This window comes from Nocardia wallacei (assembly GCF_014466955.1).
Lineage (GTDB): Bacteria > Actinomycetota > Actinomycetes > Mycobacteriales > Mycobacteriaceae > Nocardia > Nocardia wallacei.
Genome location: NZ_AP023396.1, coordinates 893,703 through 908,500, shown reverse-complemented (window position 1 = coordinate 908,500; position 14,798 = coordinate 893,703). Strand labels below are relative to the sequence as shown.

The following is a 14,798-nucleotide window of genomic DNA, read 5'->3' as shown; positions in this document are numbered from 1 at the left end:
TCGGCACGTTACCTGCTTCATGGAAGGCTCGCGATGCGCGACGACCAGTCGGCCGGGAATGCAGAGATGTCGGCAGATGCGGCGATGTCGGTGGATGCGGCGATGTCGGTGGACGCGGCGATGTCGGTGGACGCGGCGATATCGGTGGACGCGGAGATCGCCGCCCTGGCGCAGCGCGTGGCGACGGCGCGCGGCAAGCTGCCGCTGCAGACCGATCCGGCACTGTTCGACGAGCTCTCGGAATCGGAGATCGCCGCCGAACGCGATCTGGCGGAATGGATTCGGGCGCAGCGCCGCCGCCAGCGCCGCCGGGCCGTCTCCGCCGAACTGTCCGCCGAGAAGCGCGACCGGCGCGTGGCCGCGGCCCTGCGCCGCGCCGACGACGCCGACGCCCGCTGGCATCGGAAGGCGCTCGCCGCGCGCCGCCGGGTGTCGAATCCCGATGCGCGCCTTGCCCAGTTGTACCGACGCGCCGAGTGGTCCTCGCGGGCGCTCATCGGCGTGGTCGTGCTCGGCATGGTGTGGGCGGGCGTGAACGTGCAGCACAACCTGGTCCCCAGTGGCGACATGTCCGACCCGCTGTACTGGCTCAGCTACGGCTTCGAGGCGATGATCTCCATCCCGATCATCACGATCATGGTGGTGGCGACCACGGCGGCGCGGTGGGGCCGCGAAATCGCTCGGGGGAAGGTCGTTTTCCTGGAGGCGGCGCTGCTCGGTGTCACCGTCGCGCTGAACGCCGGGCCGCATGTGGCGGCGGGCGCTCCGGCACGCGCGGCGGAGGCCGCGGTCGCTCCGGTCATGGTGGGCGTGGTGATCTGGTTGCACGCGTGGGTGTCCGCCCGGTACGCCCAGCTCATCGACGCCATACCCGACCAATCCACGTCGACGCCCCGCACGGTCACGCACCGCATCGTCGATGCCTTCGCGCCGCTGCGTGACGGGTCGGGGGAAGCGTCCCGCCGCCTCGCGGCCGTAGCCGAATCGCCCTACCCCTCCGTACTCCACGGCCTCTCCGAGACACCCTCCGGCCACGGCCATCCCGCACCGCACACCCACGGGAACCCCCACCCCACAACCACATCCGGCCACACCGAGCCACCCGGCCACCCGCACACCACGCCCACATCCGGCACGGCACACAACGGCCACCCGCACCCGGCCGCACATACGTACGACCATGATCAACCGACAGCCCGGGTGAACGGCAACGCATATCCGGCGGTGCAACCCAACGACCGCCCACACCCGGCGGCCCACACCAACGGCCATCCACATCCGGCCACACAGATCGACGGCCACGCGGACCTGACGGCACAGACCAATGGCCACACTTACCCGACGGCACAATCCGACAGCCACCATCGCCCGGCAGCGGTAACCAACGGCAACACGTACCCGGCAGCGCAAACCGACGGCCGTACTCACCCCGTGGCGGGATCCAACGACCACGCACATCCGACAGTGCGGACCAATGGCCAGGCACCGATGGCGCAACCGAACGGCCACACGCGCCCCGCGACGCAGTCCGACGACCACGCATCTGCGGCTGCGCAGACCAATGGTCGGGCGCGCCCGGCGGGGCAGGCCAATGGGTATGCGTATCCACTTGTCACGCCCGCGCGGCATGACGGTGAGGGTTATCCGACGGGGCGGACCAACGGAAACTCGTATTCGTCCACGGCGGCCGAGAAATCCGGCACGGCCGGGGAAGCGCCCGCCCAGCCGACGACCGGGGCGGCACACAATGGGCATGGGCACACCAACGGCAAGACCTATCCGTCGGCCTCGCCTGAGGAGGCGGACCCTATGGGTTACGCGGATCTCCCGCCCGGCTCCGGTCCGGCGAGCAATGGCCATCCGGTCGCGGGGGCAGCGGACGAGCCCAGTGCGGCAGTGCCTTCCGACGGGGATTACTCGGCTGGTCACGCGATCGAGGCGGACGCCGAAGATGTCAACGGATACCCGGCGTCGGAGGATGGTTCGGAGACCGATGTGTCGGCTGCCGGCCGTGCGGTGACAGCGGAGGTTTCCGCCGATCCCGAGGCGACCGCCACAGGACAGAGCGCCACGTCTCCGACCGGTACTCCGTCGAAGCGTGACATGGCGGAGCTCGACGGCGAGCGCCCGGACAGCGGGTCGGAGCGTAAGCCGCGGGCGCGCAAGAACTCTCAGCAGGGTGCTCAGCTCGCCCTGGACGAGCCCGCGCCGATCGATGTCACGAAGTACCGGCGCCCCTTCGCCGTCACGGACAACGAAGCGGTCGAGGAGGATTCGACCGATACCCGGGCCACGGCCGCCGACCTGGCCGCCGAGATCGACAATGTCGGCGTGTGGGCCGTCGCCCGGGAAATCTCCGAACGCCGCCTGTCGAAGCTCCCCGTGGAACAACTCGCCGAAATCCTCGCCCTGGCCGACGAATCCTGGACACCCGCAGCCATCGGCGCGTCCATCGGCCTGCCCGGTTCCCGCATTCTCGGCATCCTCGAGGCCGCCCGCCGCATCCGCCGCCCCTACGCCGTCAGCGGTTGACGCTCGATCGGTTCCCGCAGAGGATCATGGCCCACATGGAAATCACAGTCCTGGAGGAGCTGTCCCGCACCTGGGGCGAACGAGTCGCCGCCCTGACACCCGAGCAGTGGGCCACGCCCACCCGGCTGCCGGGGTGGACCGTGCAGGATCTCGTGGCGCACATGGCGCCCGACGACCAAGTGCTGCACTTCCTGCGCGGGCAACAGGTGCAGGCGCCCACGGTGACCAGTAGCTCGCAATGGCTGCGCCGCTTCAACGAACCCGGCGGTCCCGCACACACTCTCGCCGACGACGTCGCCGCGGGGGCCCAGCAGGCGGCAGCGGTCGGCGCCGAAACGCTCGTGCGCTACTTCGCCGAATTCGGCCCCGCCATGATCGCCGAGTTCCGGTCCGCCGCACCGGATGCGGGGCTCACCCACCCGATCCTCGGCACGGTCAGCTTCCAGGCCATAGCGGACACCACCACGGTCGAGGCGACCGTGCACCTGCTGGACCTGATCGACGCCATCGGCGGCGCACCCGTGCCACCGGCCGGTTTGCGCCGAACCGCCGAAATCCTCGCCGCGGTGGCGGATCCGGTCGATTTCATCGAGGCAGCCACCGGCCGTTCGCAGGCCCGGGTGCTGCCGGTCATGCGATAGCCGTCAGGGCCGCTGCTCGACCGAATCGCCGGCGGCGCCCAGTGCTCCGACCGTCTCACCCTGCTGCCCGGATACCGCACCGGTCGGCTCGGGCCGGATCGTCGGCGTGACGGCGCCGCCGAGGAAGGTCACGGCGGGCCGCGCGATCGTGCCATTCGGCACCGGCGCGCGTTCCTCGGCGGCCGCGGCATTCGCCTCTTCCAGCGCCGCGAGCCGCAGCCGTTCGGCCACCTCGTTGAAAATATAGAAGTTGGGTATGGATTCCACCGGTTCCAGCGAAATCCATTGTCCGTCGACCTTGATGCACACCAGTCCGTGCTGCGCCTCGATGCGCTGAATGTGCTCCCACGGATAGGACTTCCCCGCGTGGGCAAGCTCGATCAGGTTCACGGCGATGTCGCCGAACAGCACCGTCTCCTCGCTATCGATCGCGGTGACCACTCCGGGCAATTGGGTTGCGGTGACCGCGGTTTGGATAGCGGGGCCCCATTCGCCGGCGCGTTCGAAGACATTCTCGTCGAAAGTCGCTGTGCTGGGGCCCGGTCCGGTCAGCGTGAACGAATAGTCGGTCGTCGCGGTGGCGGCATTGTGAAACGGAATAACCTGCTGCCGCACCTCGACGGTGTCCCAGCGGAACGCCACGATGTCCTCGGCGCCGCGATACACCGTCATGCCGTGATCGAACAGATCCAGGCGGGCCTTGCGGTTTCCGCGATTACGACGCCGGCGCAGCACCGCGATCGCGGCCGGAACCAGGGCCAGCCCGCCGAGCGCACCGCATCCAAGCCACGACCCCGCGGCCGCGCACAGGCCGCCCACGGCGACCAGTCCGCTCGCCACGAGCGCGCAGCCGCGCACCACCGCGTCCCCGCTCATCGGCGCGAGCAGGAACGTCTGGCGGTGCTCGCCGAGTTTGTCGTGGTCGGCCAAGAGGTAGATCAGCTGCGACAGGGGTACCGTGCGCCGACCTCCGGTTCCCCCGGTCTCGCGTTGTTGCGTGCTCGGGGTGGTCAATTGTTCCTCCAACGGACGGTTGGTTCCGCGCGGATCGTATTCGACTCGACGGAATCCCGCTACTGCTCCACGCGGTTCGAGCACAACAAAGAAAGCATGCCTTAACCTTTCGGCCACTTATCCCCGGCACCCGAGAATCGCAGCCACACGGAGAGTAATCCGCCCGCCGGCAGCCCCCACCCCCGCCCCCGCCCATCGCCGAGTTTCGCCGTGCGGGAACGAAGTCGACACGCTGCCCGCCGCCCACCCCGGTGAGGGTCTCCCGCACCTACGTCAACCAACGACCAGGCGTTCGCTTCCGAAATCCGCGACGATCTCCAGGCGGCCGCCGAGCGCTTCGATATAGGAAGCGAGCGTTCGCAATTCGCTGACGCTCACCGCTGCTCGTTCGATCGCTGAGACGCGTTCCTGGCGCACATGCATGCGCTTCGCCACCTCGGCCTGTGTCAATCCGAGACGCTTGCGCATCTCGGCCAGCCGAGTCGCGCGGCTGACTTCGACAAGGTGTTGCGCACCACGCTCCACCTCGCTGCGGTCGGCCTCGTCGGGGAAGAATTCGGACAGGAAGCTCTCCCGGTCATAACCGTGCGTCCGGCTCATATCCGCTCCCTTTCGTCCAGATACTGCTCGTACCGCTGCTCCGCTTCGCGGATCGCGGTTCGGTACCAACCGCTCCAATTGCCTGCTTTGTCACCCGCAACCAGAAGCACTACCTTGCGCTCCGGATCGAAGACGAACAAAACCCTGACCTCGCTGGCACCGGCCGATCCCGGCCGCAACTCCTTGAGATTGTGTAGCGATGAGCCCTTGATCCGGTCCACCAGCGGACGCCCCAACGCCGGACCTTCCTCCAACAAGGCGGCTATGGCCTGGCCTACGAGCAGGGCGGAAGACCGGTCGACACGACGCAGCCGATGCAGCCAGTCACGGACTTCATCGACCATCTCCAGGCGATAGCTCACCGGAAGATCGTAGAGTTCACAGTACGCCTATGTACTGAGAATGGCAATGGTCATCAGTCCAGGAGTCTGCCACCGGACGCCATGGAACGGCGACGGCCCGCCTCCCGAAAGGGAAGCGGGCCTTCGCTTTTCGACTCAGCCGAGGAGAGGGTTACTTGGCCTTCTCCAGGACCTCCACCAGGCGCCAGCGCTTGGTGGCGGACAGGGGGCGGGTTTCCATCAGCTGGACGCGGTCGCCGACGCCGGCGATCTCGTTCTCGTCGTGTGCCTTCACCTTCGAGGTGGTGCGGATGATCTTGCCGTAGAGCTTGTGCTTCACGCGATCTTCCAGCTCGACCACGATGGTCTTGGTCATCTTGTCGGAGACGACGTAGCCGATGCGCACCTTGCGCGAGCCACGCTCCTCCTGCTTGGCCGGCGTCTTGGCCGGGCCCTTGGCGTCACTCATGCTGTTTCCTTTCCGGCAAGAGCGGGGCGCTGCGTGGTTACGCTCCGCTGCCGCCTACGCGCCTGACCGCTCATGCCGCGTCTCCCTTGCCTTCAGGACCGGAGGCCAGGCCGAGCTCGCGCTCGCGCATGACCGTGTAGATGCGCGCGATCTCGTGGCGGACCACACGCAGACGCCGGTTGTTCTGCAACTGACCGGTCGCCATCTGGAAGCGCAGGTTGAACAGCTCTTCCTTGGACTCACGCAGTTTCGCGACCAGGGCCTCGTCATCGAGCTCGCGGAGCTCAGCGGCCGGATTGGCGGTAGCCATCAGAACTGCTCCTCCCGGGTCACGATCCTGCACTTCATCGGGAGCTTGTGCATCGCGCGGCGCAGGGCCTCGCGAGCGGTCTCCTCGTTCGGGTACGACATTTCGAACATGACCCGGCCGGGCTTCACGTTCGCGACCCACCACTCCGGCGAACCCTTACCGGAACCCATGCGGGTCTCGGCGGGCTTCTTGGTCAGCGGGCGGTCCGGGTAGATGTTGATCCACACCTTGCCGCCACGCTTGATGTGCCGGTTCATCGCGATACGCGCCGACTCGATCTGGCGGTTGGTGACGTACGCCGGCTCCAGCGCCTGGATGCCGTAGTCGCCGAACGCCACCGAGGTGCCGCCCTTGGCCATGCCGGAACGCTTGGGGTGATGCTGTTTGCGGTGCTTGACCTTGCGAGGCATCAGCATTGGTCAGCCCTCCTTCGAAGATGCGGCCTCGGCCGGCTCCGCCACCGCTGTCGCGGCGCCGGCACGCCCGGCCTCGGTGCTGGTCGCGGTGGTGCCGGAGGAACCGGACCGCCGCGGACGGCTCGGCCGCTCACGACGCGGACGCTCGTTGCGGCCCGGCTCGGACGCGGTGATCTCGCGCTTGCCGCCGACGATGTCGCCCTTATAGATCCAGACCTTCACGCCGATGCGGCCGAAGGTGGTCTTGGCTTCGTACAGGCCGTAATCGATGTCGGCGCGCAGCGTGTGCAGCGGCACCCGACCCTCACGGTAGAACTCCGAGCGCGACATCTCGGCGCCACCGAGGCGGCCCGAGCACTGCACGCGGATGCCCTTGACGTTCGGCGAACGCATGGCCGACTGGATGGCCTTGCGCATCGCGCGACGGAACGCCACACGGTTCGACAGCTGCTCGGCCACACCCTGAGCAACCAGCTGCGCATCCGACTCGGGGTTCTTGACCTCGAGGATGTTCAGCTGCACCTGCTTCTTGGTGAGCTTCTCCAGCTCGGCGCGGATGCGGTCGGCCTCGGCGCCACGCCGGCCGATCACGATGCCCGGACGCGCGGTGTGGATGTCCACCCGGACGCGATCACGAGTGCGCTCGATCTCGACCTTGGAGATGCCGGCCCGCTCCATGCCCGTGGACAGCAGCTTGCGGATCGCGACGTCTTCCTTGACGTAGTCCTTGTACTGCTTGTCCGCGTACCAGCGGGACTTCCAATCGGTGGTGATACCGAGGCGGAAGCCATGGGGGTTGATTTTCTGTCCCATTTACTTAGCCCCTCCCTTCCGGCGGCTACGAGCCGGGGCGGCGGCTGCGACGCTCTCGACCTCGATGGTGATGTGGCTGGTGCGCTTGCGAATTCGGAACGCACGTCCCTGGGCACGCGGCTGGAAGCGCTTCATGGTCGCGCCCTCGTCGACGTAGGCCGTCGAGATGACCAGGGTGTCCGGGTTCAGGCCGAGGTTGTTCTCGGCGTTCGCCGCGGCGCTGGCCACGACCTTGGCGACCGGCTCGCTCGCGGCCTGCGGCGCGAACCGGAGGATGTTCAGCGCATCCTCGACCCGCTTGCCGCGGACCAGGTCCACGACCCGGCGGGCCTTCATCGGCGTCACGCGGACGAACTTGGCGGTCGCGCGCGCGGTCGGGTTCTGAGTTTCTGTGCTCATCGCCGCTTGCTCTTCCGATCTTCCTTGACGTGGCTCTTGAAGGTCCTGGTCGGCGCGAACTCACCGAGCTTGTGCCCGACCATGTTCTCCGACACGAACACCGGCACGTGCTTGCGGCCGTCGTGGACGGCGAAGGTGTGGCCGATGAAATCGGGGATGATGGTCGAACGACGCGACCAGGTCTTGATGACCTGCTTGGTGTTCTTCTCGTTCTGGACGTCCACCTTCTTGAGGAGGTGTTCGTCGACGAACGGGCCCTTCTTCAGGCTGCGTGGCATGTCTTAACCTCCTCTTTAACGCTTCTTGCCGCGACGGCGGACGATGAGCTTGTCGCTCGGACGGTTGGGTTTACGAGTGCGGCCCTCGGGCTGACCCCACGGGCTGACCGGGTGGCGACCACCGGAGGTCTTGCCCTCACCACCACCGTGCGGGTGGTCGACGGGGTTCATCACGACACCACGGACCGTGGGGCGACGACCCTTCCAGCGCATGCGGCCGGCCTTGCCCCAGTTGATGTTCGACTGCTCGGCGTTGCCGACCTCGCCGACGGTGGCGCGGCAGCGCACGTCGACGCGGCGGATCTCACCGGAGGGCATACGCAGGACGGCGTAGGCGCCCTCCTTACCCAGCAGCTGGATGCTCATGCCGGCGGCACGGGCCATCTTGGCGCCACCGCCCGGACGCAGCTCCACCGCGTGGATGGTGGTACCGGTCGGGATCGAGCGCAGCGGCAGGTTGTTGCCCGGCTTGATGTCGGCGCCGGCGCCGGACTCGATCTTCGTGCCCTGGGTGACGTTCTTGGGCGCGAGGATGTAGCGCTTCTCGCCGTCCGCGTAGTGCAGCAGGGCGATGTTCGCGGTCCGGTTGGGGTCGTACTCGATGTGCGCGACCTTGGCCGGGATGCCGTCCTTGTCCAGGCGACGGAAATCGATGATGCGGTAGGCGCGCTTGTGCCCGCCGCCCCGGTGCCGGGTGGTGATCCGGCCGTGCGCGTTGCGGCCGCCGGACTTGCTCAGCGGGCGCAGCAGCGACTTCTCGGGGGTCGACCGGGTGATCTCGGCGAAGTCCGAGACGCTGGAGCCGCGGCGGCCCGGCGTAGTCGGCTTGTACTTACGGATTGCCATGAGTTCTTCTCTGCTTTCTGGACTCCCCGCCGCTTACGCGACCGGGCCTCCGAAGATCTCGATGGGCTTGCTGTCGGCCGAGAGGGTCACGAGCGCGCGCTTGGTGCTCTTGCGCTGGCCGTAACCGAAGCGGGTCCGCTTGCGCTTGCCCTGACGGTTGGCGGTGTTGACGCTGGTCACCTTCACGCCGAAGACCTTCTCCACGGCGATCTTGATCTGCGTCTTGTTCGCGTCCGGACGCACCAGGAAGGTGTAGGTGCCTTCCTCGATCAGCCCGTAGGACTTCTCGGAGATGACCGGCGCGAGCAGGATGTCGCGGGGATCGGCGATGGTGGTCACTTGCTGTCCTCCTGTGCAGCCACTGTGTTCTGCGGAGATTCCGCGGGGCCGTGCACGAAGGCGTTCAGGGCCTCCACGCTGAACACGATGTCGTCGCTGTTCAGTACGTCGCGGGTGTTGAGCTGGTCCGGCGCGATCGGGTGCACGTGCGGCAGGTTCGCGACGCTCTTCCACGCGGCGAGGTCCTCGCGGCCCACCACGACCAGCAGCTTCTTGCGGTCGGTCAACTCGGCCAGGAAGCTCTTGGCGCTCTTGGTCGAGGGCGTCTGTCCCGCGACCAGTTCGGTGATGACGTGGATCCGCTCGCTGCGCGCGCGGTCCGACAGGGCGCCACGCAGCGCGGCGGCCTTCATCTTCTTCGGCAGGCGCTGCGAGTAGTCGCGCGGCTGCGGGCCGTGCACGGTGCCACCGCCGGTGAACTGCGGCGCACGGGTCGAGCCCTGACGGGCGCGGCCGGTGCCCTTCTGGCGGTACGGCTTCTTGCCACCGCCGCGGACCTCGCCGCGGGTCTTGGTGGAGTGCGTGCCCTGGCGCGCGGCGGCCTCCTGGGCCACGACGACCTGGTGCATCAGCGCGATGTTGGCGGTCACGTCGAAGATCTCCGCGGGGAGGTCGACGGTGCCGTTGGTCTTGCCGCCCGGCTCTTTCACCGGCAGCGTGAGGTTGGTCTTGGTATCGGTGCTCATGCCCGGGCACCACCCTTCGCAGCGCTCTTGACGATCACGATGCCGCCCTTGCGACCCGGGATCGCGCCCTTGATCAGCAGCAGGCCGTTCTCGGCGTCCACCTTGTGGACCGAGAGGTTCTGCGTGGTGACGCGGTCGTTACCCATCCGGCCCGACATCCGCATGCCCTTGAACACGCGGCCGGGGGTGGCGCAACCGCCGATGGAACCCGGACGGCGGTGCACGGCCTGCGCACCGTGCGAGGCGCCCTGGCCGCGGAAGCCGTGGCGCTTCATGGTGCCCGCGTAGCCCTTGCCCTTGCTGGTGCCGGTGACGTCGACGAACGCGCCCTCTTCGAACACGTCGGCGGACAGCTCCTGGCCGACCTCGAAGCTCGAGGCGTCGGCGACGCGGATCTCGGCGACGTGGCGGCGTGGCGTCACGCCGGCCTTGGCGAACTGCCCGGCGACGGGCTTGCTCACCTTGCGCGGGTCGATCGCGCCGAAGGCCAGCTGCACGGCGGAGTAGCCGTCGCGCTCCTCGGTGCGGATCTGGGTCACGACGTTCGGGCCGGCCTTGATGACGGTCACGGGAACGACGCGGTTCTTGTCGTCGAAGACCTGGGTCATGCCGAGCTTGGTGCCCAGGATGCCGGTCGCCGGCCGATTCTTGTTGTCAGTCATATCTACAGTCCCCGTCACTGAATGTTGACGTCGACACTGGCCGGCAGATCGATGCGCATGAGCGCGTCGACCGTCTTCGGCGTCGGGTCGAGGATGTCGATCAGCCGCTTGTGGGTGCGCATCTCGAAGTGTTCGCGCGAGTCCTTGTACTTGTGCGGCGAACGGATGACGCAGTACACGTTCTTTTCGGTCGGCAACGGCACCGGCCCGACCACACGGGCACCGGTGCGGGTCACCGTCTCGACGATCTTGCGCGCAGACGCATCGATCGCCTCATGGTCGTAGGCCTTGAGCCTGATGCGGATCTTTTGTCCCGCCACGCTGAGTGTCCTTTTCTCCGCTTAGCTTTCGCTTTTCGGTGTGGAGGCCGCTCGCGGAAGTCGCCTTCCGAAGCACCCTCATTTGCATGCCCGAACCTGAGAAATCACAGCTGACGCAATCCGTCCAGACCACGACCGGGGTTCGACCCGATCCCTCGCCGCTGTTCATCTGTCATGGTTCTTCCGGTCCACGCGGTCGGGCGTGTCGCCCGTCTGCTCATTCGTCGGCCTCGGCAGAAATCTCTTCCCTTGGCCTCGGAACGTCGCCCCGGATGTATCCGCGCCGGACTCGACGGGATACAGAGTGGGTACTGCTCGCCCGACACCGGCCGGGGCGAATATCCGCAGGACACACGCCACCCGATGCAGGCAACCCGAACAGTATGCCTGAGCCGTCCGGGCGAGTTCAAATCGGGGTCCGTGTGACGCCGACAACCCCGCCACCAGCGCCGCCGTCCGGCCTGCGCCACAGTACACGGCCGCTCATGCCGCTATCTTACTAGCGAGTAAGATAGCGGCATGACGAACGAGACCGCCACCTATCGCGGCTGGAAGAAGCTGCCCGACAACCGGCTCGGGCACGCGCTGTTCTCCCTGGGCATGGTCGCCCGGGTGCCGTACTTCGGGACCGTGGTGCCGAGCGTGACGCGGCTGGAACCCGGACTGTGCGAGGTCACCGCGCCGAAGTGGTTCGGCATCCACAACCATCTGGGCACCTTCCACGCCATCGCCGCGTGCAACCTCGCCGAGGTGGCGATGGGCATGCTCAGCGAGGCCACGGTGCCGACGACGCACCGCTGGATCCCCAAGGCCATGAACGTGCGATACCTGACCAAGGCGGAGTCCGGGCTGCGGGCCGTCGCGCGATTGGCCGAGATTCCGGACTTCGCCTCGCTCACCGAGGGGCTGGACGTGGTGGTTCCCGTCTCGATCTACGACAAGAAGGGCGTGGAGGTGGTGCACGCCGACATCACGACGTGGGTCACGCCGAAGTAGGCGGCGCGCGCGGCTGCTTGAATGACAACCATGAACGCTCGGTCTGTCCCGGACGCGGATGTGTGCGTGGTCGGCCTGGGCCCGACCGGGCGGGCGCTGGCGCATCGGGCGATGCGGGCCGGGCTGAGCGTGGTGGCGGTGGACCCGCGACCCGACCGGTTGTGGCCGCCGACCTACTCCTGCTGGGTGGACGAACTGCCGGAATGGTTGCCGGACAGCGCGATCGCGCAGCGCATCGAGGCCCCGGTGGTGTGGACGAAGGCCGAGCATCGCATCGATCGGCCGTACTGCGTGCTGTCGAAACAGGGCCTGCGCGACGCGCTTTCGCTGGAGCGGGCGACCGTGCTGGCCGGGCGCGCCACCAGCGTGGACGCGCATCGGGTGGAACTGAACGACGGGACCACCGTTACGGCGGCGACGGTGTTCGACGCCCGGGGCCTGCCCTCCCCCGGCAGCCGCCGGACCGCGAGCGCGCACGGCATCTTCGTCGACGCGGACCGGGCCGCGCCGATGGTGGGCGACGGCGAGGGGCTGCTGCTGGACTGGCGCGACGAGAACGGGGCGGGTCCGCACGAGCCGCCGTCGTTCCTGTACGCCGTGCCGCTCGGTGACGGCACCGTGATCTTCGAGGAGACCAGCCTCGGGCTGCGCGGCGGGATGCCGCAGCGGGAACTGCGCCGCCGCACGTTGAATCGCCTTGCCGCGCATGGCATCCGGCTGCGCGGCGACGAGCCGAGCGAGGCGGCGCACTACCCGCTGGACCAGCCGCCGCCGAAACGCGGTGCGGGCGGGGCGATTCCGTTCGGCTCGCGGGGCGGGATGATGCATCCGTGCACCGGTTACAGCGTGGCCGATTCGCTCGCCCTGGCGGACACCGCGATCGACGCGCTGCGCGCCGGCGCGGATCCCGTTGCGGCGCTGTGGTCTCGGCGGGCGCGGCTGGTGTACTGGATGCGGATGCGCGGGGTCTACGGCCTGGGGCGGCTGACCACAGCGCAGTCCATCGCCATGTTCGACGCGTTCTTCACCGCCTCGCCGCGCCGCCAGCGCGCGCTGCTGTCCGCCCACGACGACTACGCGCCCCTGGGCGCGGTGCTGTTCATGACGGTGGCGCGGACCTGGCCGTTCCGCTGGCGCTACGACCTGGTCGGGTGGACCAACCGGAACCGCTGGGTGGGTTACGAGTACGCCACGGAACCCGTCACACCCAGTTCTCGATCCAGTACTTCCAGATGATCGGGGCATAGCCGGCCAGCGGCGGGACGCGGATGTCGGTGCCGGTCAGCGCGGCGGTGGTGTTGCGGTGGTCGAACCAGCAGCCGAATTCGCTGTGCTCCAGCACGTCCCGCGGTACACCCAGCCGCGGGAGCGCCCAGGCCAGGCCGGGCAGGCGGGTCATCGTGTCGAGGGTCTGCTTGGGCATCACCTCCCGCAGGTGCGGCACTCCGGCCTGATCGGCGAACAGGTTGAGCACGTCGGCGACGCTCTGACGACGCGGGTCGACCAGATGGAAGGTGGTTCCGGACGCCGCCGGGCCGTGCGCGATGTGGTCCAGCGCCCGGGTCACGAAATCGACCGGCACCACATTGGTTTCGCCGAGTTTGGGTGCCAGCAGGGGCAGGATCCGGGGCAGCTGCGCGGCCATGCGCAGCAGCCGGAAGAAGTAGTACGGCCCCGCGACGCGGTCGACCTCGCCGGTGCGGGAGTGCCCCAGCACGATCGACGGCCGGTAGATGCGCCACGGCACCCGCGCCTGCTCCCGCACCAGGCGCTCGGATTCGAACGCGGCGCGCTGGCGCGGCGTGCGCAGCGCCTGGCCGATATCGAACATGCCCTCGGTGAACGGCCCCGCCGCCGCACCCGCCACCTCGACCGTCGAAACATGATGCAGCACTCGAGCTTCCAGCCGCTCCGCGACATCGACCACATGGCGGGTGCCACCCGGCGCCGTGGCGTCCGACCCGGCGGCGAGGTGGAAGACGTGGTCGATGCCGCCCCGCCGCGCCGCCAGCCAGCCCGGGTCGATGCCGAGGCCCGGCGCGCCGAGGTCGCCGCGCACCGGCCGCACCCGTTCGCCGCCACCCCACTCCCGGGTGCGCCGATCGAAGCGATACGCCGAATCCGCACCGGGCCGCACCAGTACGTACACCTCGTCGCTACGTTTCAGCAATTCCGGAACGAGATATCGCCCGATGCACCCGGTCGCCCCAGTAACCAGGTAAGCCATGTTGTCAGACTAGCGCGTAGCAGGTTCGGTTATCGGTAGGCAAGTTGCGAGCCGTTCGCCGGATTGCCGCCGTTCTTATGCCGGATAGTGCGCGTCCAACCATTCGTCGAAGGTCGGCCCCGCGATGATCGCACCTGGACGCGGCAGCAGCGCACCGTCGGCCTGGAGCCGGTGATTGGGGTCGTCGTCCAGGACCACCTCGCGGACGTGGGCCGGAACACCGCGCCGGGCGGCCAGTTTCGCCGTGGCGGACGCGAGGTTCACTTCGTGCGGTCCGGCGATCTCGACCAGGTCCGCCCCATCCGGCTCGACCACCATCGCCGCCAAGCGCTCCGCGACCGTACGGGCGGCGACCAACTGCGTCCGCATCTTCGGGACATATGCCGTGTCACCCTGAGTGGTCCAGTCCAACATCATCTCGGTGAATTCGTGAAACTGCGCGGCACGCAGCACCCGCACCGGCACCGCCCCCTCCCGATAGGCACGCTCGTGCGCCACCTTCCCCGCATAATGTCCCGCGGGAAACTCATCGATCCCGATGATCGACACCAACACGATCCGCCGTACTCCCGCGTCGGCCGCCGCGCTCTGCACGTTGTGCCCGATAGTGCGGAAGAAGTCCACCACCGCATCGGTCTCGGTGGTGGCGGCGTTGATGGCGTCCACCACCACCTCCACCCCCGCCAACGCGGCCGCCAATCCCCCACCGCTGTAGGCATCCACACCCACCTCCCGAGTGGCCGCGACCACCTCGTGCCCTCGGCCCTTCAGAACGTCGACAACGTCACGCCCGATCCGCCCGCTGGCTCCCAACACCGCAACCCGCATCGCCATCTCCCTTGCTCCGTAGTGACACAAGAAAGACGCCAACCCCCACCCCACTGTGACATGCCCACCCACCCCCTTGAG

At 68.1% G+C, this 14,798-nt stretch carries 20 protein-coding genes; 4 read left to right on the top strand and 16 right to left on the bottom strand.

Features of this window, described 5'->3' with window-relative positions; all coding sequences use genetic code 11:
• Window positions 1-66 precede the first annotated feature (66 nt).
• Both NWFMUON74_RS04210 and NWFMUON74_RS04205 read left to right on the top strand, forming a co-directional pair.
• Window positions 67-2,532, top strand: coding sequence for a hypothetical protein (locus NWFMUON74_RS04210; protein WP_187686674.1), 2,466 nt, complete (start codon window positions 67-69; stop codon window positions 2,530-2,532).
• Between the two features lie 35 nt (window positions 2,533-2,567).
• A complete protein-coding gene (locus tag NWFMUON74_RS04205) occupies window positions 2,568-3,173 on the top strand; it encodes a maleylpyruvate isomerase N-terminal domain-containing protein (RefSeq protein WP_187686673.1) in 606 nt (201 codons plus the stop codon).
• 3 nt (window positions 3,174-3,176) lie between these two features.
• On the opposite strand, the gene NWFMUON74_RS04200 is transcribed toward NWFMUON74_RS04205, so the two are convergent.
• The 14 genes from NWFMUON74_RS04200 to rpsJ form a co-directional block, all read right to left on the bottom strand.
• The gene (locus tag NWFMUON74_RS04200) at window positions 3,177-4,187 is read right to left on the bottom strand and encodes a DUF6585 family protein (protein ID WP_187686672.1); all 1,011 of its coding nucleotides are present in this window, start codon (window positions 4,185-4,187) and stop codon (window positions 3,177-3,179) included.
• A 273-nt stretch (window positions 4,188-4,460) separates the two neighbouring features.
• A complete protein-coding gene (locus NWFMUON74_RS04195; protein WP_187686671.1) occupies window positions 4,461-4,787 on the bottom strand; it encodes an XRE family transcriptional regulator in 327 nt (108 codons plus the stop codon).
• Window positions 4,784-5,149, bottom strand: coding sequence for a type II toxin-antitoxin system RelE/ParE family toxin (locus NWFMUON74_RS04190; RefSeq protein WP_232110831.1), 366 nt, complete (start codon window positions 5,147-5,149; stop codon window positions 4,784-4,786). Before NWFMUON74_RS04190 ends, NWFMUON74_RS04195 begins: the two co-directional genes overlap by 4 nt.
• Window positions 5,150-5,300: 151 nt before the next feature.
• Window positions 5,301-5,597: a 30S ribosomal protein S17 gene (gene rpsQ / locus NWFMUON74_RS04185; RefSeq protein WP_067581284.1), complete on the bottom strand. Its 297-nt coding sequence runs from the start codon at window positions 5,595-5,597 to the stop codon at window positions 5,301-5,303.
• Window positions 5,598-5,667: 70 nt separating this feature from the next.
• Window positions 5,668-5,907: a 50S ribosomal protein L29 gene (rpmC, locus tag NWFMUON74_RS04180; protein WP_187686670.1), complete on the bottom strand. Its 240-nt coding sequence runs from the start codon at window positions 5,905-5,907 to the stop codon at window positions 5,668-5,670.
• A complete protein-coding gene (rplP, locus tag NWFMUON74_RS04175) occupies window positions 5,907-6,323 on the bottom strand; it encodes a 50S ribosomal protein L16 (RefSeq protein ID WP_187686669.1) in 417 nt (138 codons plus the stop codon). The genes rpmC and rplP overlap by 1 nt, the downstream gene beginning before the upstream one ends.
• 3 nt (window positions 6,324-6,326) lie before the next feature.
• A complete protein-coding gene (gene rpsC, locus NWFMUON74_RS04170; RefSeq protein WP_187686668.1) occupies window positions 6,327-7,136 on the bottom strand; it encodes a 30S ribosomal protein S3 in 810 nt (269 codons plus the stop codon).
• Window positions 7,137-7,535: a 50S ribosomal protein L22 gene (rplV, locus tag NWFMUON74_RS04165; protein WP_187686667.1), complete on the bottom strand. Its 399-nt coding sequence runs from the start codon at window positions 7,533-7,535 to the stop codon at window positions 7,137-7,139.
• Window positions 7,532-7,813 carry a 30S ribosomal protein S19 gene (rpsS, locus tag NWFMUON74_RS04160; protein WP_024800475.1) on the bottom strand — a complete coding sequence of 94 codons (282 nt, stop codon included), beginning with the start codon at window positions 7,811-7,813 and terminating at the stop codon, window positions 7,532-7,534. The genes rplV and rpsS overlap by 4 nt, the downstream gene beginning before the upstream one ends.
• 15 nt (window positions 7,814-7,828) lie before the next feature.
• Window positions 7,829-8,659, bottom strand: coding sequence for a 50S ribosomal protein L2 (rplB, locus tag NWFMUON74_RS04155; protein ID WP_187686666.1), 831 nt, complete (start codon window positions 8,657-8,659; stop codon window positions 7,829-7,831).
• A gap of 33 nt (window positions 8,660-8,692) precedes the next feature.
• Window positions 8,693-8,998: a 50S ribosomal protein L23 gene (gene rplW, locus NWFMUON74_RS04150; protein ID WP_187686665.1), complete on the bottom strand. Its 306-nt coding sequence runs from the start codon at window positions 8,996-8,998 to the stop codon at window positions 8,693-8,695.
• Window positions 8,995-9,684 carry a 50S ribosomal protein L4 gene (gene rplD / locus NWFMUON74_RS04145; RefSeq protein WP_187686664.1) on the bottom strand — a complete coding sequence of 230 codons (690 nt, stop codon included), beginning with the start codon at window positions 9,682-9,684 and terminating at the stop codon, window positions 8,995-8,997. Before rplD ends, rplW begins: the two co-directional genes overlap by 4 nt.
• Entirely contained in the window at window positions 9,681-10,346 is a 666-nt protein-coding gene (gene rplC / locus NWFMUON74_RS04140; protein ID WP_187686663.1) for a 50S ribosomal protein L3, read from the bottom strand. The genes rplD and rplC overlap by 4 nt, the downstream gene beginning before the upstream one ends.
• Window positions 10,347-10,360: 14 nt before the next feature.
• A complete protein-coding gene (rpsJ, locus tag NWFMUON74_RS04135) occupies window positions 10,361-10,666 on the bottom strand; it encodes a 30S ribosomal protein S10 (RefSeq protein WP_003938093.1) in 306 nt (101 codons plus the stop codon).
• 519 nt (window positions 10,667-11,185) lie between these two features.
• Here rpsJ and NWFMUON74_RS04130 point away from each other — a divergent pair.
• Entirely contained in the window at window positions 11,186-11,662 is a 477-nt protein-coding gene (locus tag NWFMUON74_RS04130) for a hotdog fold domain-containing protein (protein ID WP_187686662.1), read from the top strand.
• A 30-nt stretch (window positions 11,663-11,692) separates the two neighbouring features.
• Window positions 11,693-12,898: a lycopene cyclase family protein gene (locus NWFMUON74_RS04125; RefSeq protein WP_187686661.1), complete on the top strand. Its 1,206-nt coding sequence runs from the start codon at window positions 11,693-11,695 to the stop codon at window positions 12,896-12,898.
• Here NWFMUON74_RS04125 and NWFMUON74_RS04120 read toward each other — a convergent pair.
• On the bottom strand, window positions 12,864-13,889 hold the full coding sequence (locus NWFMUON74_RS04120) for an SDR family oxidoreductase (RefSeq protein WP_187686660.1): 1,026 nt from the start codon (window positions 13,887-13,889) through the stop codon (window positions 12,864-12,866). The genes NWFMUON74_RS04125 and NWFMUON74_RS04120 overlap by 35 nt on opposite strands.
• Before the next feature lie 75 nt (window positions 13,890-13,964).
• A complete protein-coding gene (locus NWFMUON74_RS04115; protein WP_187686659.1) occupies window positions 13,965-14,723 on the bottom strand; it encodes an SDR family oxidoreductase in 759 nt (252 codons plus the stop codon).
• Between the last annotated feature and the right edge of the window lie 75 nt (window positions 14,724-14,798).